Origin of the sequence: Sphingopyxis sp., from assembly GCF_036261875.1 — a bacterium.
Lineage (GTDB): Bacteria > Pseudomonadota > Alphaproteobacteria > Sphingomonadales > Sphingomonadaceae > Sphingopyxis.
Genome location: NZ_DATAJZ010000034.1, coordinates 199,503 through 219,857, shown reverse-complemented (window position 1 = coordinate 219,857; position 20,355 = coordinate 199,503). Strand labels below are relative to the sequence as shown.

The 20,355-nt window shown below is 65.6% G+C and carries 17 protein-coding genes; 5 read left to right on the top strand and 12 right to left on the bottom strand.

Going from position 1 to position 20,355, the window contains the following annotated elements:
- Positions 1 to 16 precede the first annotated feature (16 nt).
- From VHO04_RS15675 to rsmA, 4 genes are all read left to right on the top strand, one after another.
- Positions 17 to 2,245, top strand: a complete 2,229-nt coding sequence (locus VHO04_RS15675) for an LPS-assembly protein LptD (protein ID WP_414713126.1) — start codon at positions 17 to 19, stop codon at positions 2,243 to 2,245.
- A 158-nt stretch (positions 2,246 to 2,403) separates the two neighbouring features.
- Entirely contained in the window at positions 2,404 to 3,744 is a 1,341-nt protein-coding gene (locus VHO04_RS15670) for a peptidylprolyl isomerase (RefSeq protein WP_329629172.1), read from the top strand.
- A complete protein-coding gene (pdxA, locus tag VHO04_RS15665) occupies positions 3,744 to 4,763 on the top strand; it encodes a 4-hydroxythreonine-4-phosphate dehydrogenase PdxA (RefSeq protein WP_329629171.1) in 1,020 nt (339 codons plus the stop codon). The genes VHO04_RS15670 and pdxA overlap by 1 nt, the downstream gene beginning before the upstream one ends.
- Positions 4,760 to 5,596 carry a 16S rRNA (adenine(1518)-N(6)/adenine(1519)-N(6))-dimethyltransferase RsmA gene (gene rsmA / locus VHO04_RS15660; RefSeq protein WP_329629170.1) on the top strand — a complete coding sequence of 279 codons (837 nt, stop codon included), beginning with the start codon at positions 4,760 to 4,762 and terminating at the stop codon, positions 5,594 to 5,596. The genes pdxA and rsmA overlap by 4 nt, the downstream gene beginning before the upstream one ends.
- 105 nt (positions 5,597 to 5,701) lie before the next feature.
- Here the strand turns inward: rsmA and VHO04_RS15655 are convergent, their stop codons facing one another.
- Positions 5,702 to 6,673, bottom strand: coding sequence for a DUF3011 domain-containing protein (locus tag VHO04_RS15655; RefSeq protein ID WP_329629169.1), 972 nt, complete (start codon positions 6,671 to 6,673; stop codon positions 5,702 to 5,704).
- 169 nt (positions 6,674 to 6,842) lie between these two features.
- Between VHO04_RS15655 and murA the strand changes: the two genes are divergently transcribed.
- Positions 6,843 to 8,126, top strand: coding sequence for a UDP-N-acetylglucosamine 1-carboxyvinyltransferase (gene murA / locus VHO04_RS15650; protein WP_329629168.1), 1,284 nt, complete (start codon positions 6,843 to 6,845; stop codon positions 8,124 to 8,126).
- Here murA and VHO04_RS15645 read toward each other — a convergent pair.
- The 11 genes from VHO04_RS15645 to VHO04_RS15595 form a co-directional block, all read right to left on the bottom strand.
- Complete coding sequence (locus tag VHO04_RS15645; protein WP_329629167.1) at positions 8,113 to 9,378, bottom strand: alpha/beta hydrolase; 1,266 nt, start codon at positions 9,376 to 9,378, stop codon at positions 8,113 to 8,115. The two genes, murA and VHO04_RS15645, sit on opposite strands and share 14 nt — an antisense overlap.
- A 35-nt stretch (positions 9,379 to 9,413) precedes the next feature.
- Positions 9,414 to 10,373, bottom strand: a complete 960-nt coding sequence (locus VHO04_RS15640) for a DMT family transporter (protein ID WP_329629166.1) — start codon at positions 10,371 to 10,373, stop codon at positions 9,414 to 9,416.
- The gene (locus VHO04_RS15635; protein WP_329629165.1) at positions 10,370 to 11,380 is read right to left on the bottom strand and encodes a threonine aldolase family protein; all 1,011 of its coding nucleotides are present in this window, start codon (positions 11,378 to 11,380) and stop codon (positions 10,370 to 10,372) included. The genes VHO04_RS15640 and VHO04_RS15635 overlap by 4 nt, the downstream gene beginning before the upstream one ends.
- Before the next feature lie 41 nt (positions 11,381 to 11,421).
- A complete protein-coding gene (locus tag VHO04_RS15630) occupies positions 11,422 to 12,168 on the bottom strand; it encodes a hypothetical protein (RefSeq protein WP_329629164.1) in 747 nt (248 codons plus the stop codon).
- Between the two features lie 69 nt (positions 12,169 to 12,237).
- The gene (locus tag VHO04_RS15625; RefSeq protein ID WP_329629163.1) at positions 12,238 to 12,444 is read right to left on the bottom strand and encodes a hypothetical protein; all 207 of its coding nucleotides are present in this window, start codon (positions 12,442 to 12,444) and stop codon (positions 12,238 to 12,240) included.
- A gap of 104 nt (positions 12,445 to 12,548) precedes the next feature.
- A complete protein-coding gene (locus VHO04_RS15620) occupies positions 12,549 to 13,766 on the bottom strand; it encodes an argininosuccinate synthase (RefSeq protein ID WP_329629162.1) in 1,218 nt (405 codons plus the stop codon).
- Positions 13,767 to 14,158: 392 nt separating this feature from the next.
- Positions 14,159 to 15,097 (bottom strand): hypothetical protein, encoded by a 939-nt coding sequence (locus VHO04_RS15615; protein ID WP_329629161.1) that lies wholly within the window; start codon positions 15,095 to 15,097, stop codon positions 14,159 to 14,161.
- Between the two features lie 148 nt (positions 15,098 to 15,245).
- Positions 15,246 to 15,530, bottom strand: a complete 285-nt coding sequence (locus VHO04_RS15610) for a hypothetical protein (protein ID WP_329629160.1) — start codon at positions 15,528 to 15,530, stop codon at positions 15,246 to 15,248.
- Positions 15,531 to 15,601: 71 nt separating this feature from the next.
- A complete protein-coding gene (locus tag VHO04_RS15605) occupies positions 15,602 to 16,762 on the bottom strand; it encodes a pyridoxal phosphate-dependent aminotransferase (RefSeq protein WP_329629159.1) in 1,161 nt (386 codons plus the stop codon).
- 281 nt (positions 16,763 to 17,043) lie between these two features.
- Positions 17,044 to 18,294, bottom strand: coding sequence for a cyclopropane-fatty-acyl-phospholipid synthase family protein (locus VHO04_RS15600; protein ID WP_329629158.1), 1,251 nt, complete (start codon positions 18,292 to 18,294; stop codon positions 17,044 to 17,046).
- Positions 18,295 to 18,547: 253 nt separating this feature from the next.
- A complete protein-coding gene (locus VHO04_RS15595; RefSeq protein WP_329629157.1) occupies positions 18,548 to 20,260 on the bottom strand; it encodes a class I adenylate-forming enzyme family protein in 1,713 nt (570 codons plus the stop codon).
- Positions 20,261 to 20,355 lie beyond the last annotated feature (95 nt).

Here is a 20,355-nt window from a genome sequence, read left to right as displayed (position 1 = left end):
GAGCGGCGTCGCCCTTATGGCGTGCCCCGTCGCCGCGCAGCAAACGGTCGAGCCGCCGGTCGTGCAGGCCCCGCAGGATCAGCCCGATCTGCAGGACCGTGACGTCTCGGCCGATACGGTCGACGCTCCCGCGCCCAAGTCCGACGAACAGATCGGTTTCGCCGCCGACAATCTCAACTACGACAATGAGACCGACGTCGTCGTGGCCGAGGGCAATGTCGAGATGAAGCGCGACACGGTCGAGATGCGCGCCGACAAGGTGACCTGGAACCGCAAGACTGGCGAGGTCGTCGCCGAGGGCGATGTCGCGCTGAAGAATCCCGAAGGCGACACCGCCTATGGCGACCGCATCGTCCTGACCGACACGCTGCGCGACGGGGTGGTCGAGAATATGCTCGTCGTGCTCGATAACGGCGCGCGCCTCGCGGCGGTGAAGGGCACGCGCTTCGACAACGGCAATATCGAGCTGGAGAACGCCGCCTACACCCCCTGCCCCGTCGAGGACGGGTCGGGTTGCCCCAAGAAGCCGAGCTGGCAAATCCGCGCCGTCCGCGTCATTTACGATCGCGGCAAGAACAAGGTGCGCTACAAGGGCGCGCGGGTCGAAATTTTCGGCCTGCCGCTGATCCCGCTGCCGGGGCTCAGCCATCCCGCGAACAGCGAGGCGGGCAGCGGCCTGCTCGTTCCCGAAATCCGTCTCGACCGCACCAACGGCTTCGAAATCGCGGTGCCTTATTATCTGCGCATCGCGCCCGACCGCGACATCACGATCACGCCGCACCTCTACACCGGATCGGTGCCGATGATCGAAGGCGAGTTTCGCGCGCTCACCGACATCGGCTCGTTCCGCATCAACGGCTATGCGACCCACAGCTCGGTCGTTCCGGTGTCGGGACAGGTGATCGATCCCAACCGCCAGTTCCGCGGCTATCTGGAAAGCGCGGGCAAATTCCAGTTCGATCCGCGATGGAGCCTGTCCTATTCGGGCCGCATCACGACCGACCGCACCTTCATGCGCCGTTACGACATCAGCCGCGACGACCGGCTGCGCTCGACCTTCGAGCTCGAACGGATCGGCGGGCAGAGCTATTTGTCGATCGCGGGCTGGGCGACCCAGACGCTGCGCCGCAACGACGTGCAGGGCCAGCAGCCGATCGCACTGCCGATCATCGACTATCGCCAGCGGCTCGCCGACCCGCTGCTCGGCGGACAGATCGAATTGCAGCTCAATACGCTGGCGATCGCCCGCACCGCTGGGCAGGACACGCAGCGCGCCTTTGCGGGTGCAACCTGGAATCTGCGCGGCCTGACCGGCCTCGGCCAGGAGGTCGTGCTGACCGCGATGGTGCGCGGCGACGTCTATCACAGCGATGAAAATCTGCTGACCGCGATCCCCGGCTATCGCGGCAAATCGGGCTGGGAAGGCCGCGGCATCGCGGCGGTCGCGGCCGACATGCGCTGGCCTTTCGTCGGCGAATTTCTGGGCGGCACCCAGACGCTGACTCCGCGCGTCCAGATCGTCGCGACGCCCAGCCTCAAGAATCTCGACATTCCGAACGAGGATTCGCGCGCCTTCGACCTCGAAGACAGCAATCTGTTCGCAATCAACCGCTTCAACGGCTACGACCGATTCGAGGACGGCGCGCGCATCACCTATGGCGTTGAATGGAATTTCAGCCGGCCGGGCCTCAACATCAACAGCATCATCGGGCAAAGCTATCGCCTGTCGGACAAGCCCAGCCTGTTTCCCGACGGCACCGGCCTGACCGACCGCACGTCGGACATCGTCGGCCGCACCACCATCGCCTACAAGGATTTCCTACGGCTGACCCACCGTTTCCGGCTCGACAAGGATAATCTGGCGGTGCGGCGGAACGAGATCGACGCGATGATCGGCAGCCGCTCGACCTATGCCGTGCTCGGCTATTCGCGGCTCAACCGCGACATATTGCTGCTCGGCGAGGATTTGCAGGATCGCGAGGAAGTGCGCGCCGGCGGCCGCGTCGCTTTTGCAAAGAACTGGTCGATTTTCGGATCGGCGATCGTCGATCTCACGCGCAAGAGCGACGACCCGCTGGGCGTCGCCGACGGCTTCGACCCGATTCGCCATCGCCTAGGCCTCGCCTATGATGACGACTGCCTGTCGATCGCGCTGACCTGGCGCCGCGACTATATCGACACCGGCGACGCCCGGCGCGGCAACAGCTTCTCGTTCCGCATCGCTTTCCGCAACCTCGGGTTCTGACCGGAACGCTCTGCGGCCGGCCGGCACCGCTCAGCTTCCATTCAGCGTCGCGAACCTAGATCGGAGCCCAGTTATGGACATGCTGGCGCGGATTGCGCTGGACCATCGGGCGTGTCCGCTGATACGGAGCGTGCCGGTATTTCTCGAATAGGATGGCAATGACCAAATTTTCGACCATGATCGGGCTGATCACCGTGGCCGCCGTGGGTGTGACGCCGGTGCTGGGCCAGACCGTTCCCGACACCGAAGTTCCGACGACGAGCCTCAACATCCCCGGCAACGTCAAGCTGTATGGCGACGACAAGCCGAACGTCTATCGTCCCTCGGCGACGGTGAACGGCGAGATCATTACCGCGACCGACATCGAACAGCGCATGGCGCTGATCCGCATCGCGAACAACAATGCCGATCTGCCCGAAGACGAAGTGCAGCGGCTGCGCCAGCAGGTGTTCAGCAACCTGATCGACGAAAAACTGCAGATTCAGGAAGCCAAGGCCGCGAAAATCGACATCGACGAGAATGTCATCAACGAACAATTCGCCCGCCTGGCCGCGCGCTTCAAGCAGACTCCCGAGGAATTTTCCAAATATCTCGAGTCGAAGGGATCGGCCGCTGCGGCCGTGAAGCAGCAGATTCGCGGCGAATATGCCTGGGATCGCTTGCTGTCGCGCAACATCCAGTCGACGACCAACGTATCGACCGAGGAAGTCGATTCGATCGTCAAGCAGATGAACGAGGCCAAGGGGCAGGACGAGTTCCACCTCGGCGAAATCTATTTGTCGGCGACCCCCGAAAATGCCGCCGCGGTCGTCGAGAACGCGCGCAAGATCATCCAGGCGCTTCAGGCCGGCGGCAGCTTTGCCGCCTATGCGCGCCAATTCTCCGAAGCATCGACCGCGGTCGTCGGCGGCGACCTGGGCTGGGTGCGCGGCGGCCAGTTGCCCGCCTCGATGGCCGACGCGGCGCAGCAGATGGCGCCGGGTCAACTCGTCGGCCCCCTCGAAGTGCCCGGCGGCATATCGATCCTGCTGATGATCGATCGGCGCCAGGTGCTGACCGCCGATCCGCGCGATGCGGTGCTGAGCCTGAAGCAGGTGTCGCTCGACTTCGCGCCGGGGACGAGCGAATCGCAAGCCGCCGAGCTCGCGAGCAAATTCGCTGAGGCGACGCGCGGCATCGCCGGATGCGGCGGCGCAGACAGCGTCGCGGCCTCGCTGGGCGCGCATGTCGTCGCGCGCGACAATATCGCGATGCGCGCGCTGCCGGCGCCGCTGCAATCGACTCTCGCGACGATGCAGGTGGGCCAGACGACGCAGCCGTTCGGCGCCGCGAACGAGGGCATCAGCGTGCTGGTGCTGTGCGGTCGCGAGATGCCGAACACGGCATCCGAACCCGATCGCGCCCAGATCGAAGAGAAGATCCTCGAGGACAAGGTCAACAAACGGGCCCAGCGCTATCTGCGTGACCTCCGGCGCGACGCGGTGATCGAATATAGCTGATGCCTGATATCGACGAGCGACGACCGATCGCGGTTGCCATGGGCGACCCGGCGGGCGTCGGCCCCGAAGTTGCCGCACGGGCCTGGGCCGCGCGGCGCGAACACGGCTTGCTGCCCTTCGTCGCCATCGGCGACATCGCCGCGATCGAGGCCGTGTGGGACGGCCCCGTGGCGCGTGTCGGCGACATGGAACAGGTGGCGCGGGCCTTCGACGCCGCCCTTCCCGTCTGGCATCTTGAGGACAGCGGGCCGCTGACCCCCGGGCACCCGACCGCGGCGGGCGCGACCTGCGCGCTGCACGCGCTCGAAACCGGAATCGGCCTGACCCGCAACGGCGCGAGCGACGCGCTCGTCACCGGATCGGTGTCGAAACATGCGCTGCACGGCATCGGCTACACCCACCCCGGCCAGACCGAATTCATTGCCGAGCGCTGCGGCGTCACCGCGACCAACGCGGTGATGATGCTCGCGGGACCGACGCTGCGCGTCGTGCCGCTGACCGTCCACATTCCGCTCGCCGAGGTGCCCGAGCGGCTGACCGCCGAGCTGATCGCCGCCAAGGCGCGCATCGTCGCACGCGGCCTGTCGCGCGATTTCGGCATCGCGGCCCCGCGCCTCGCGATTGCGGGGCTCAATCCGCACGCAGGCGAGAACGGCCAGCTCGGCGACGAGGAAATCCGCATCATCGCCCCCGCGGTCGCGCAGCTCGCCGACGAGGGCATCGTCATCGACGGGCCGCTCGCCGCCGACGCGCTGTTCGCGCCGGGCATCCGCGAGCAATATGACGCCATCCTCTGCGGCTACCACGACCAGGCACTGGCACCGTTCAAGGCGCTGCATTTTCACGACGGGGTCAATCTGACCCTCGGGCTGCCGATCATCCGCACCTCGCCTGACCATGGCACGGCATTCGACATCGCGGGGACCGGCCGCGCCGATCCGGGGCCGACCATCGCCGCGATCGCGATGGCGGCGCGCATGGCGACCGCTCGCGAGCGCAGCAGCGCCCCGGCAAAGTGACCGCCGCGCCCAATCGCCCGCTGCCGCCGCTGCGCGAAACAGTGCGCGCGCACGGCCTGTCGGCAAGCAAGGCGCTGGGGCAGAATTTCCTGTTCGACGAGCAATTGCTGGGTCGCATCGCGGCGCTGCCCGGCAACCTCGACGGCCAGACGGTGTTCGAGGTCGGCCCCGGCCCGGGCGGACTGACGCGCGCGCTGCTCCGCGCAGGCGCGACCGTGATCGCGGTCGAGCGCGACGACCGCTGCCTGCCCCTGCTCGGCGAACTCGGCGACGCGTTCGATGGGCGGCTGACGGTGATCCCCGACGATGCGATGGCGATCGACGCCGATGCGCTCGCGGGCGGCCCCTATCATATCGTCGCGAACCTGCCCTATAATGTCGGGACCGCGCTGTTCACGCGCTGGCTCGAACCCAAAGCCTGGCCGCCGCTCTGGCGCTCGCTGACCCTGATGTTCCAGCAGGAGGTTGCCGAACGCATCATCGCGCCGGTGGGAAGCAGCGCCTATGGCCGGCTCGCCGTGCTCGCCCAGTGGCGTTCGACCGCCCGGATCGCGATGAAGGTGCATCGTTCGGCCTTCACCCCGCCGCCAAAGGTGATGTCGGCGATCGTCCATGTGACGCCCGCCGAACAGCCCGAAGGCGTCGATCCGCGCATCCTGTCGAAGCTCACCGAAAAAGGCTTTGGTCAGCGGCGCAAGATGCTGCGGCAAAGCCTCAAGGGCATGGCGGGCACGGTCGAGGCGCTCGACGCGCTCGGCATCGCCCCGACCCGCCGCGCCGAGACGGTCAGCGTGACGGAATGGGTCGCACTGGCACGAGCGCTAACCGGCTGACCGGGTTTACCATTGAACCGCGTGACGCGGTTCTTCCTGCGAAAAGAAGAGGAGAGGGAGCAACGTCCGCTCCCTCTCCCCTTGAAGCAGTCTGACGCCGCCCCTTCAGTTGAAATCGAGCTGGATGATATCGCTCGGCGTCGCGCGGCAATACATTTCGAGCGACTTGGCACCATCCGGATAGGTCGCGGTCATCGCGGCGCGGATGCGCCAGCCGCCATTGCCCTGCTCCAATGAGACGAGTTTGTCATAGGACAGCCGCGTTCCGCCGGTCGCGCCGATCTGCCGCGCGGCATCGTTCATGCAATTCTGCACCGACGGACGCGAAGCACTCGGCAGGCCGCTCAGGTTCGCGCTGAGCGTCGCAGGACCGCTGGCGGCGGGCGGCGTCGTGCCGGCCTCCGCGCTGCCGTCGTCCTTCTTCTTTTTCTGGCTCGCTAGCAACGCGAGCAGTCCGCCCGCGACGACGATGCCGCCGATGATCAGGCCGGTGCTCGGTCCTTTGTCTTTTTCGGGTTTCGGACCGGGCAACGGCGCGAGATTGGCATAGCCATAGCCGAATTCGGCGCGGCAGCCGTTCGTCACCCAGATCAGGTTCGCGTCATACCCCCATTGGCGCCCGGCGTTGCATTTGCCGCCGAGTTTGCGGAGCAATTCGACGCGCCCGTTCGTCTGGACATTGCATTGTTCGTAGCGATTGCTGCGCGACTCGCAGCGCAGCGTCCCCGCATAATCGCGACCGGGATAGGAGCCCCCGTTTGAATAGCCGTAGCGAAACTCGGCGCGGCAGCCGCCCGAAACCCATATCTGATTGGCGTCGAAACCCCAGTCGCGCCCTTTCGAGCAGCGCCCGCCGATCACCCGGGCCAGTTCGACGCGGTTGCTTGTCTTGACCTTGCAGCGCTGTTGCCGGTTGTTCCGGGATTCGCAGCGGATCGTGCCCGCATAATCCCGGTCATATCCCGCCGATCCGCTCGGCGGTGGATAGGGGTAGGTGGTCTGGGCAAAGGCCGGGACGGCAAGCTGGCCGATGACGAACGATACGGCCGTGGCGGCCGCGACGACGGGATTTCGCATAGCAGTTACTCCCCTGTTGAATCTCTTGCCCTATAATCCTCATTTCTTTCGTCTATCCGGCCCGGATGGTTTCACATTTTCACGGTGAGCGCCATCACCAAATGCCGGTCATGAGCGCGCCGTCGCGGCATCCGCTTGCGCGCATCCGCGCATCCGCTAAGGACAGCCGATGGATCAGATCGTCATTCGCGGCGGCCAGCGACTCAAGGGCCGTATTCCCATCTCCGGCGCCAAGAATGCGGCGCTCACCCTGTTGCCCTGCGCGCTGCTCACCGACGAGCCGCTGACCTTGCGCAACCTGCCGCGGCTCGCCGACGTCGACGGCTTCGGGCATCTGCTCAATCAGCTCGGCTGCTCGACGACGATCGAGGGGTCACGGCCCGAGGATTTCGGCCGCGTGATGACCGCGCGCGCAACCACCCTCACCTCGACCGTCGCCCCCTATGACATCGTGCGCAAGATGCGCGCGTCGATCCTCGTCCTCGGCCCGCTGCTCGCACGCGCGGGCGAAGCCACCGTGTCGCTGCCGGGCGGCTGCGCGATCGGCAACCGGCCGATCGACCTTCACCTGAAGGCGCTCGAGGCGTTCGGCGCCGAAATCGAGCTCGCCTCGGGCTATGTGAAGGCGAGCGCGCCCGGCGGGCGGCTGGCGGGCGGCAAGTTCACCTTCCCGGTCGTGTCGGTCGGCGCGACCGAAAATGCGGTGATGGCCGCGGTGCTCGCCAAAGGCACCTGCGTCCTCGAAAATGCCGCGCGCGAGCCCGAGATCGTCGATCTGTGCAACTGTCTCGTCGCGATGGGGGCCGAGATCGACGGCATCGGCACCGAGACGCTGACGATCGAGGGCGTCGACCGGTTGCACGGCGCGACCTATCGCGTGATGGCCGACCGCATCGAAGCAGGCAGCTATGCCTGCGCCGCGGTGATTACCGAAGGCGACGTCGAACTGGTCGGCGCCAAGGCCGACGAGATGGAGGCGACGCTCGCCGCGCTGCGCGAAGCGGGCGCGACGGTCGAGGAAACCAAGGCGGGCATCCGCGTCGCCATGTCGGGCCGCGCGCAGCCCGTCACCCTGTCGACCGCGCCCTACCCCGGCTTCGCGACCGACATGCAGGCGCAATTCATGGCGATGGCGACGCTCGGCACCGGCGCCTCGCTGTTCACCGAGACGATCTTCGAGAACCGCTATATGCACGTCCCCGAATTGGCGCGCATGGGCTGCGACATCGATGTGCGCGGCCGCAGCGCGGTGGTGCGCGGCGTCGACAAGCTGATCGGGGCGCCGGTGATGGCGACCGATCTGCGCGCCTCGATGAGCCTGATCATCGCCGGCCTCGCCGCCGAGGGGCAGACCGAGGTCAACCGCGTCTATCATCTCGACCGCGGCTACGAACGGCTGGAAGAGAAGCTCCAGGCCGTCGGCGCCGATATCGAGCGGATCAGCGCGGGGTAAGATGTTCGGCGCGGCCATAGGCGCCGCGCACATCGCCCTTGATCCAGTCGCCGAGCAATTTCAGATAGCCGTCGGTGAGCCGCGTGACGTCGCGCGATCCGTCGGGATGCTGGACATATTCCCACATGCCGTGATCGGTTTCGGGAAAGAGATAGACATCGACCGGCCTCCCCGCCGCCGCAAGGTCCATCAGCGCGCCGCGCGTCGTTTCGATCGGCGCTTCGCGATCCTCGCCGGCGAGCACCCACAGCAAGGGCGTGTCGAGCTTTTTCAGCACCGCAACCGCGTCATAGTCCCAGATCAGTTCCAGATTGTCGAAGCGCGCACGCCCGATCCGGCGCAGTTCGGCGTCGGAGAGGCGCGCCATCGCGCCGCTATATTCGCCCTCGACCTTCGCGGCCCACGGCTTGCCCGCCATCTCGCGCCGCACCGCATCGAGTTCGGCATAGCCCTGCGCGAAGTTCGACAGCAGCACGGTCGCGGTCGCCTTCGACAGGCGGTCGACGAGCGCCTCGGCATCGGCGCCGAGTCCGGCGGCGCGGACTTCCGACACCATCTGTTCGCGGTCCTCCTCGATCGGCGAGGCGACGAGGCCGAAGCCGACCGCGACGAAATCGGCCTTGGTCAGCGTCGCGGCGCGCGGCGCGACCCAGCCGCCCTGGCTGCCGCCGAAGAAGCCCGCGCGGCCGAACCGCCCCGCCGCCATCCGCCGCGCCGTGTCGAGCGCCTTCGCCGCGTCGGTCGCGAGCAGCTCGAAATTCTGCGTATAGTCGCCCTCCGAGGCGCCGGTACCGCGCTTGTCATAGACAAAGACCGACAGCCCCTGCGCCGCCATCGCATAGCCATAGAGGCCACCGATCGGCGAGCTCCGTTCGGAACCGTGTACCATCACCACCAGCGGGCGCCTGGCGTCGGCGCCCGGCGGTTCGATCAGCATTCCGGCCAGCTTTGTCTCGACGCTGTCGAAGGTCGCGGGCGTTTCGCGAAAGGCGATCCGCGCCCACGCCTTGCCCGCGATGATCACCGCGCCCGCATTGCAGGCCAGCGGCGCGCTCGCCTCGTTCGTCGCGCCGCGGCGCCCGTCGCGGAACTGATAGCGAAGGCCCGGTTCGGGAACCGCCGGTGACGGCACCAGCACGACGAAATCGCCGTCCGCGGCGCGATAGGTTCCGGGCTGGCAGGCGCCTTGGGCCGATGCCGGGGTTGCCGCGGCGGCGACGACAAGGGCGATTGCGATGGAGAGGATTTTCATGAAACCGTCTTATCGACATAAGACAGCCGTGACAATCAGGACTCCGGTTCGACCGGCACCGACACCATATTGCCGCTGACCGACGGCCGTTCGGGCCGTTTCGCCACCGCGATCACCAGCCCGACGAGCGCGACCGCGCCGCCCGCGATCGACAGCGGCGCCCAGCGATAGCCCTCGAACGCCGTCGAAAAGCCCATCGCGATGATCGGGATCAGCACGCTCGACCATGCCGCCTGTCCCGGCCCGACCGCACGGATGACATTGAAATAGAGCGGAAAGGTCACCGCGCTCGCGACGATGCCGAGATAGAGGATGCCGCCGAGATAGACGGGCGTCGGCTCGACCACCGGCGGCCCGGTGGTGATCCAGGCATAGCTGCCGTCGGCGAGCACGCCGAACAGCATCGCCCACGCGATCATGACAACCATCGACTGCGCCCGCGCGATCGCGGTTCCCTGCATGACATTGGCGGTCGATGCGCTCATCACGCCGGCAAGCGTCAGCGCGGTGCCGAGCAGCACCTCGCCCGCGCCGAGCGCCGCGGCGCGATATTCGTGGAGGATCATCAGCCCGACGCCTACGATCGCGATCCCCGCACCGGCAAGGAAGCGCTTCTCCAGCGGCGATTTCAGGAACAGGCGCCCGAGCAGCGTGTTCGGCACGATCAGCAGCGCAAAGAGCACCGCGACCAGCCCCGAGGTGATATGCTGTTCGGCGCGATAGACGAAATTGAAGTTGAAGGTGAACTGCGCAATCCCGAGCAGCACCGCGAAGGCCATGGCCCTGGGCTCCAGCAGCAAGCGTTCGCGCCGGATCGCCGCAAAGGCGAACATCGCGATCGCCGCCACCGAAAAGCGATAGGTGACCGACCAGCTCGGCGGCACGATGCCGAGTTGCCCCTTGATGACGATCCACGTCGATCCCCAGATCAGCGTGACGAGCGCGAAGGGGATGAGGATGCGCGGGCTGAGCAGCGTCGCCGGCTGCTCGCTCATAGCGCCGCGATGGCGGCCGCGAGCGGCGCGACCGCCGCGGCATCCTGATCCCAGCTCGTGACGAGGCGCGCCGCGCCTTCGCCCCAGTCGTAGAAATCGAAGCCCCGGCCGCGCAGCGTCGCCGCTTCGGCCGCGCTCAACCGGACGAACAGCTCGTTCGCCTCGACCGGATACATCAGCCGGCTGCCGCAGGCCGCCGCCAGCACCGCCGCGCCGGCATTGGCCCCGCGCGCATTGGCGAGCCACAGATCGTCTTTCAGCATCGCGCGGATCTGCGCCGCAACGAAGCGCCCCTTGCTGAGCAGGTGGCCGCCGCGCTTCTTGAGTTCGCGCACCCCGGCGCCGCCGCTGCCGCCGAAGAAGACCAGCGCTTCGGCCATCATCGCGCCATTTTTGGTGAAGCCGAAGGACAGGGCATCGACTCCGGCCCGCCACGTCACATCGGCGGGCGAACAGCCGAGGAAAGCGACCGCATTGGCGAAGCGCGCGCCGTCCATGTGGAGCTTCATGCCGTTGGTCCTCGCGATCTCACTGATCGCGCCGACTTCATCGGGCCGCCACGCCAGGCCATATTCGGTCGCGTTGGTGATGCTGATCGCGGCGGGCTGCACCTGATGGACGTCCTTGCGGATGCCGGCAATCCGCGCCTTCAGGGCCTCGGCGTCGATCTTCGCGCCGGTGCCGGGCAGAGTCATCAGCTTGGCGCCGCCCGAATAAAAGGTCGGCGCGCCGCATTCGTCGACCTCGATATGCGCTTCCTCATAGCAGAGGATGCCCTGCCACGGCCGCACGAAGTGGGCGAGGATGATGCTGTTCGCGGCGGTGCCGGTCGAAATCCAGACGACTTCGCATGTCGTCTCGAACAGCTCCGAAAAGGCGGCGTCGAGCGACTGGCTGAGCGCGTCGCCGTCATAGGCGGTATCGACATGGTTGGCGGCGGCGAGTGCCTCCATCACCGCGGGATGCACGGCGGCGGCATTGTCGGAGAAAAAGCGCGAGGCGGTCATCGAGGCGCCCTTAGCGCAGGAAAGCGCGCCGCGCTAACGCATTAATTTTTTGAGAGTCCCGCCGGATCGTCGGCGTCATCACCGCCCGCCGCGCCATGCGCCAGGCTGGCACCGCCAACGACGCCGAGCCCGCCCGCCATGCCCATTCCGCCGCCCATGCCACCGCCGCCACCGCCGCCGCCGCGCCCTCCTCCCCCGCCGCCTTCGCCGCCCCCTCCGCCGCTGCGCCCCGAACCGCCGCCTTTTCCGCCGCTCGACGGCCGGGTCGGGCCTTGCAGCGGGATCGCCGAGTCGGACGGCACCGGGTCGAGGTCGAGCGCGGCGCGGATGAAATCGCGCAGCGCGACGACCAGATCGTGGACATGTACCGGACGCCCCTCGACCAGTTCGCGCGCCGCGCGGCTGGCAAGACGGACCTGGTCGGCGGTGCCGAGCAGGATGATGTCCGACAGCGCCGCCTCGACCGCGTCGCGAATCCGGCGCGGCCGGTCCGAGTCGGCGCCCGCGGGATCGACGGCAGGTTCTCCGGCCTCCGTTCCGGCGCGGCGGAGGTCGCGCAAGTGACGCGGATCGACCGCCAGATTGCCGGTGAACGAACCGCCGAGCGTCTTATAGGCCGCGATCAGCGTGCGCAGCCGTTCGTTGATCTGGCGATTGATCCGCTCGCGGCGCTGCTGGATCGTCATCATGACCACCAGGCGGATGCCGACGCCGATCAGCGTGAAGAGCGCCAGCCCGAGCAGCGTGGCCCCGATGCTCTGCCACGAGGAAAAATCGAAATTGCGCACCGGTGATGTCCCCTGCGGCGAAAGGCCATCCCTTCTGCCGCCTGCCCGGCGACCGCGCCAGCCCCAATATCAGTCGTCCTGATCGTGGTCATGCTCGTGGCGGTGGCGATAGATCCAATAGCCATGGGTCCGCGACCGCCGCGCGAAATAATCCCCCGGCAGGATCAGCCGCGTATAGGTTCCGTCGCGCGTCATCAGTTTCGCGATGCGGGGAAAGAGCAGCGAACAAGGCCGCCATTCATAGGGCGAAGATTCTTCGGACGGGCCGTCGGACATCGGCCACCAACCTTTCTGTCGGCAGCACCCCCGCGAATCCTATAGCATTCCGCCGCCCGATCGCCAATCCGCTGGCGAAGGGACGCGCCCGCCGTCCCGCAGGATCAGCGATCGCGCCGCGCGAGCAGTTTCAGACGCAGCGCGTTCAATTTGATGAAGCCCGCCGCATCCTTCTGGTCATAGGCGCCCGCGTCGTCCTCGAAGGTCACATGGCGTTCGCTGTAGAGGCTGTGCGGCGACTTGCGGCCGACGACGCTGGCGTTGCCCTTGTAGAGCTTGAGCCGGACGGTGCCGCTGACCTTTTCCTGGCTGTGATCGATCGCCGCCTGCAGCATCTCGCGCTCGGGCGCGAACCAGAAGCCGTTGTAGATGAGCTCGGCATATTTCGGCATCAGCTCGTCTTTGAGATGCGCCGCGCCGCGGTCGAGGGTGATGCTTTCGATGCCGCGATGCGCGCGGGCATAGATTTCGCCGCCCGGCGTCTCGTACATGCCGCGCGACTTCATGCCGACGAAGCGGTTCTCGACGAGGTCGAGGCGGCCGATACCATGCTTGCGGCCAAGGTCGTTGAGCGCCGCAAGCAGGGTCGCGGGCGACATCGCCTGTCCGTTCAGCGCGACGCCGTCGCCGCGCTCGAAATCGATGGTGATATATTCGGGCGCGTCGGGCGCATCCTCGGGATTCACCGTGCGCGAATAGACATAGTCGGGGGTCTCTTCCCACGGATCCTCGAGCACCTTGCCCTCCGACGAGGTGTGAAGAAGATTCGCATCGGTGCTGAACGGGCTTTCGCCGCGCTTGTCCTTCGGCACCGGAATCTGATTCTTTTCGGCAAAGTCGATCAGCGCGGTGCGGCTGGTCAAATCCCATTCGCGCCACGGCGCGATCACCTTGATGTCGGGATTGAGCGCATAGCAGGACAGTTCGAAACGCACCTGATCATTGCCCTTGCCCGTCGCGCCGTGCGCGACCGCGTCGGCGCCGGTTTCCTTCGCGATCTCGACCAGCCGCTTCGAGATCAGCGGCCGCGCGATCGAGGTGCCGAGCAGATAATCGCCCTCGTAACGCGCATTGGCGCGCATCATCGGAAAGACGAAATCGCGCACGAACTCCTCGCGGACATCGTCGATATAGATATGCTCGGGCTTGATCCCCATCAGCTCGGCCTTGGCGCGCGCCGGCGCCAGTTCCTCGCCCTGTCCCAGATCGGCGGTGAAGGTCACCACCTCGCAACCATAGGTCACCTGCAGCCATTTCAGGATGACGCTGGTGTCGAGCCCCCCCGAATAGGCAAGAACGACGCGCTTGATGGACTCGGACATGGGGACACCTTCTGGCGGGACACAGTGCGGGCGCGGCTAGCAGGCCCGCCCGCGCGGCGCAACGGGCTGATCGGGCGAACGGGCGGAAAACTGCCTAACTTCACTCGCGATTCCGTTTTTCGACCCTCCCTTCGCAGTGCAGCGGATGGGTCCAAAGTTCATAAAAGTTCACCCTTGCGCACATTCTTTTCGGCCCCGACAGCCCGCCCGCGAAAGCTGTGCCGCGGGCGCGTGACAGGCACGCGGAGGCGGCAGAGGAGAAGAGACGGCACGGCATGCGAGAAAGCTAAGGCGCGCCGGTTTTGTAGGACAGCGGTTTTTTTGCGGGCGGGCTATTTAGGGGGTTTCGCACCTGTCACCGTAATTCCATATTACCTACCTACCCCATTGCCTTAGCGGCATACCAGATACGCGGAATCCTTCTGATCCGGTAAAAGAACAGCCAGTATGTCATTACTGTCATTCGAAATATCATAGACGATCGCATCGTCGATCTGCGCAACTTGCGTCAAGCGTCCGAATATTGCTTCATCAATACGCGGTGAATCATACGAGATGGTAGAACGCCGAGTTAGCTTGTACGAATCCAGAATCTCGTCGGGCTGAATTAGCATTCTTGGCTGAAGCCCCGAGGATGAAAGGATGAAGGTCGAACCCAATCTTGCCGATGCAGGGCCCGAGAGGGTGGTCGCGCCGGTCTCCACAAAAGCCACGCCATAATATATCGGGCTCATCAGTTCGCTATATGGACGTATCTCAGCCAGCGCATGATTGCGCGTGTCTGCGCTGACATGCGCGGATAGCTCTTCCGCCCTGATCTGATCCACAGGTGAGATGTCATCCTTATATGAATCTTGATTCAAGCCATGCTTCGAGAAGTCGATCGTATCCGAAAGCGAAAGAGGGAAACGTCTTGATCGCGGCTGGTTGGCTCCATCGGCCTTTCGCTGCGTTGCAAATGCGACAGGATCGGCAACAACTTCAAAATCACGCAAAAGATAGAAGTTTTTGCCACGCCAGCTTAGTGGAACATACTGCCCTCTTATCTCCCTCAGATATTTCCACATTTTCGGTAACTTAAGATCAAACGGGCGATACTTCAGCGCGACGCGCCCAAAGTTTCCACACAGATCGTGCTCTTTCACAAGTGCGCGGGCCTTCTCAAAACCTTCCGGCGTGGGCCGCTCATAATTCCAGAGGATCGGCGATTCTAGCGGCGAAGAAGGATTGGGCGGGGGAGACGGTAGCCACTGCGGTACAGCGTTTGGCAACTCTTGATCAGAGTCATTCGGATGACCATCCGCCGCGGCGCCATTGCAAGCAGAAAGCATGAGGAAAAGCCAACCAATATGCGATGATATTCTACGCCTATTCACCGTCTAGCCTTTCACGGAAATTACGGTGACAGGTGCGTAAACCCCTAAATTCCAATTGGAGATTTCCGCGCCCGTCACCGCAATCCAATTCCACCATATTCCCTCACCGCTTCGACTTGCCCGGATGGGGCCAGCATTTTTCGCAGCGGCGCCAGCATGTGACGCCGGGCATGGCGTCGCGCGATCGGGTCGGGTGCGGCGGGCGCACGCCCGCGGTGATCGCGGGGTCGAGGCCTTCGGGAACCGCCGTCTTGTGGCACATCATGCAGTTGCGGCGATAGAATTGCGGCGTCAACTCCGGCTCCGGCGGCTTCGCAAAGGCCGGATCGGCGCCGATCAGGCCGAGCAGCAGCAAGGGCAGGAACAGGCTGGATGGAAGCGGCCGCATGATCCCTCGCCTTTCCTCCCGACTCCGGATTATCGTGACAGCGGGCTTAGCACAAAATCCAGCGCGCGCGTCTAATCGAGCCTGTCCGGCATATTGCTGGCAAACCACGCCTCCAGCCGCGCGCAGGCTTCGCCCGCCATATCGGTCGTCACGGCATAGCTGAAGCGGATGAAGCTGCCGCCGCGCTCGGGGTCGAAATCGAGTCCCGGCGCGGTGGCGACGCCCGTGTCCTCGAGTAGCCTTTTGCACAGGGCCAGGCTGTCGTCGGTCAGATGGGCGATCGAGGCATAGACATAGAAAGCGCCGTCCGACGGGGCGATGTCGGTGATGCCGATCCGGGCCAGGCAGTCGATCAGCAACTGGCGATTGCGGCGATACATGGCGACGCGCGCGTCGAGCTCTTCCTCGCAGTCGAAGGCCGCGAGCGCCGCCTGCTGGCTGAGCGCGGGCGGCGACAGGAACAGATTGCCGAGCCGGGCGCGCGCGCCCGCGACCAGATCGGGCGGGCAGACGATCCAGCCGAGGCGCCAGCCGGGCATGCCGTAATATTTGGAGAAGCTGTTGATGACGAAGGCGCCGGGGTCATATTGCAACATGCTGTGCGTTTCGGCGCCATAGCTCAGCCGGTGATAGATTTCGTCGGAGATGATGCGGACGCCGCGCTCGCGGCAGGCGTCGGCAAGGTCGGCGAGCTCGGCAGGCGGAATGATCGTCCCGGTGGGATTGGCGGGGCTCGCGACGATCAGGCCGTCGGGCGCGGGATCGGCTTCGCGGATATGGCGCGCATGAATCTGGAAGCGGTCGGCCGCGCCGCATTCGACCTCGACCGGGATCATCTGCAAGGCGCGCAGCGAATTGCGATAGGCGACATAGCCGGGCCGCGCGGTCATCACGCGGCTGCCCGCCGCAAAGCCGGTCAGCAGCGCCAGCACGAGCGCGGGCGAGGCGCCGCAGGTCAGCAAAATCCGCTGCGGATCGACATCGACGCCATAATGCTCGCCATAATGGCGCGCGATGCGCTGGCGCAGCGGCACGCTTTCCCAATAGCCCATGTCGGGTTCATCCAGCGCGGCGCGCGCCGCCGCGACGGCGCCCGCGGGGGCGCCGTCGGCGGGCTGGCCGAACTCCATATGGATCACCGACCGGCCCTCCGCGCGCAATTTGCGCGCGAGGGCGCTGATCTCGATGGCCCGGAACGGCTCGATGCCCTGCGACGGGGGCAAATTGGTCATGGTGCGATCCCGCAAGAATATAGAGAGGGGATGGCCCCCGGTCGGCTCATAGCTCTTTGACAGTGGAGATTCCAACGGTGCGTTTAGGGCGTTTCGTCATTGCGAGCCCTTCGACTGCCTTGCAGACGCTCAGGATAAACTGCGCGAAGCAATCCAGAGCGGTTTACGCACGCTCTGGATTGCCGCGTCGCCTTCGACGAAGTCGAAGTTTATCCTGAGCGGCCGGCCTGCCGGCCAGCCGAAGGGGCTCCTCGCAATGACGGTCCAAACGAAGGTCACCGTTATGCCAAACCTATTTCGCGATAGGCCGCTTCGGCCTCGGCCATGTAATCGCGCGTCAGCGGCAGCGCGTGGCGGCTGCGCGCGAACTGGATCTGGTAATTGCCCATCCCGCCGCTCTCGAACGCCGCGGTCGCCCCGGCAAGGTAGAAGGTCCACATGCGGAAAAAGCGCTCGCCCATCATCTGGGCGATCTCGGCCTCGTGCGCCAGCGTGCGCGCATACCATTGGCGCAGCGTCAGCGCATAATGCAGCCGCAGCGTCTCGACATCGGTGACGATCAGGCGGCTCTTCTCGCTTGCCGCCAGCGTCTCGCTGAGTGCGGGAATATAGCCGCCGGGGAAGATATATTTGCGCGTGAAGGCGTCGGTCGCGCCCGGCTTGCCGAAGCGCCCGATCGTGTGGAGCAGCATCACGCCCTCGGCGGTCATCAGGTTCGCGCAGGCGCGGAAAAAGACGTCATAGTTCGGCGCACCGACATGCTCGAACATGCCGACCGAGACGATGCGGTCGAACCGCCCCGCCTCGCGCGCGGCAAGGTCGCGATAGTCGATCAGCTCGAAGCGGACGCAGTCGGCGACCCCCGCCGCCTCGGCACGCTGCCGGGCGAGCGCGAGCTGTTCGTCCGACAGGGTGATCCCCAGCACCTCGACCTGCTCGAGCTTCGCAAGGGTGATCGCCATCCCGCCCCAGCCGCAACCGATGTCGAGCACGCGCTGCCCCGGTTTCAGCGCGAGTTTCGCCGCGATATGCGCCTTTTTCGCCGCCTGCGCTTCGTCGAGCGTCATGTCCGCGCGCGGCCAGTAAGCGCAGCTGTACTGCATGTCGGCGTCGAGGAAGAGGCGGTAGAGGTCGTTGCCGATGTCGTAATGATGCTGGACATTGGCGCGCGAGCGGCGGCGGCGGTTGACCGAGCCGAGCCGCGTCTTCACCCCCTCGACCCGCCGGCCGAGCCACGTCTTGTCCTTGAGCTTCGCCCCGCGATCCCACGGCGTGTTCATGCGCAGGAGGCCGATCAGCGCCATGATATCGCCGTCGGTCAGTTCCACCTCGCCGTCCATGAACGCCTCGGCCGCGCCGAGACGCGGGTCGAGGATCACGCGGCGCATCGCGCGGCGGGTGGCGAAGCGCACCGCGACGTCCGGAAAGCCCGGCGCGGGCTCGCCGAAATGCTCGGCCCCGCCGTCGGGATCGACGACGGTCAGCCGGCCGTGACGAATGACGCGCGACAGGAAGGGGCGGAGAATGGACATGGGCGCGACCTCATGATCTTTTTGAGCCCCTGCCGGTTCAGGATAACGGGATCGCGTTCATAATCAATGCGGTCGTCGGTAGGGGGCCTTTGAACAGGGATTTTGGACAGATCCCATCCAGTCTCGCGCGTCACCCCAGACCTGATCCGGGGTCCCGCTTTTCGAGCGTCGCCGAGCGGGATCCCGGATCAAGTCCAGGATGACGAAATATGTCGGAAGCCGGCGGGTCTTGCCCTTCCGTTCCGCAAGCAAATCAGGCGACGACCTCCGCCGCATATTCCTCGCGATATTTGGTGCGCAGGGTCACCTTGTCGATCTTCTCGCTGCCGAGCTTGGGCAGTGCGTCGTTCGACATCCAGATCCTGAGCGGCACCTTGTAGGGCGCGAGGCGCTGGCCGAGGAAGGCGGCCATGTCCTCGGCGGTGACGGCGCTGCCGGGTTTCATCCAGATCACCGCGCCAACCACCTCGCCCAGCCGCTCGTCGGGCAGGCCGAAGACCGCGCATTCATTGGCCTCGGGATGCTCGTAGATCGCGGCCTCGACTTCCTGGCAGCTGATATTCTCGCCGCCCCGGATGATGATGTCCTTCTTGCGGTCGACGATGAACAGATAGCCGTCCGCGTCGACATAGCCGAGGTCGCCCGAGCGGAAATAGCCATTGTCGAAGAAGGCCGCCTTCGTCGCTTCGGGATTGTTCCAATAGCCCTCGAAATTGGCGACCGAACGGATGCACACCTCGCCGACGCCGCCCTGCGGCAGTTCGTCGCCATTGTCGTCGAGGATCGCGAGATCGACGAGCGGCTTCGACGCGGGACCGGTCGACAGCGGCTTTTCGAGGTAATTTTCGTTGATGATGCCGCAGCCGACGGCGTTGGTCTCGGTCAGGCCATAGCCGAGCAAGGGCTTGCCGTCGCCCATCTCGGTCGCGAGGCGGCGGACATGTTCGGGCGGGCGCGGCGCGCCGCCGCCGGCGTAGCTCTTGCACGTCGACAGATCGTAATTCTTGCGGTTCGGGCTGACGAGAATTTCATAGCTCATCAGGGGCACGCCGACGAAATAATTGACCTGTTCGTCCTGGATCAGCCGCATCGCCTCGTCGGCGCTCCATTTCGGCATCAGCACGAGCTTGCGGCCGAGTGCGAAGCTTTGCAGAAACACCGGGATTTCGGCGGTGACATGAAACAGCGGAGTGCAGATCAGCGTCGCGGGCTGAATGTCCGACATCTGCCCGTCCTCGGTCAGCAGATGGACGATGCTCGCGGTCTGCGTCACATAGTTGAAGATCGCCTGCACGACGGCCTCGTGCCGGGAAAAAGCGCCCTTCGACTGGCCGGTCGAGCCCGAGGTGAAGAGGATCGTTGCGAGATCCTGACCGGTCAGCGCCGGCAGCGCGGTATCGGCGCTGCCGCCCGCGTCGGTGATCGGCGCGAGCGCGGCATCGAGCGGTTGCGCGATGTCGAGAGTGATCAGCTTCGCGCCATGCGAGACGCCGGGCTCCCGAAGCCGCGCGGCACGCTGAACGTCGGCGATGACCAGCATCGCTTCGGCATCGTCGATCCCCGCCGCCAGTTCGGCGCCCTGCCACCAGCCGTTGAGCAACGTCGCGCAGCCGCCCGCGAGCAGGATGCCGAGATAGGTGACGCACCACGCGTTGGCGTTGCGCATCGCGATGGCGACGCGGTCGCCGCGCTGCACGCCGTGCCCGTCGATCAGCGCCGCCGCGACCCGGCGCGCCGCGGCATGGACCTGGGCAAAGCTCAGCCGTTCGTCGCCTTCGACCAGAAAGGTCGCGTCGCCGTGCAGCGCGCTGAAATAGGCGACATAGTCGGCCAGATTCGTCGGCGCGTTGGTGATGAAGGGCAGCTCGCGGCCGGAACGTTCGACGGAGCCGACCGCGATCGGACCGCCCGGACCGGTGATCAGGTCGTAAGCGGTATCCAGGCGCAAATCGAGCGCGGAAGGCATGGGGCATCTCTCCTCTTGGTCTCGCTCGCCTTACCCCCTATGGGGAAGGCCTCTCCTGGGGAAGGACAGCGCGACTATATGTTTCTTTTTGCAAC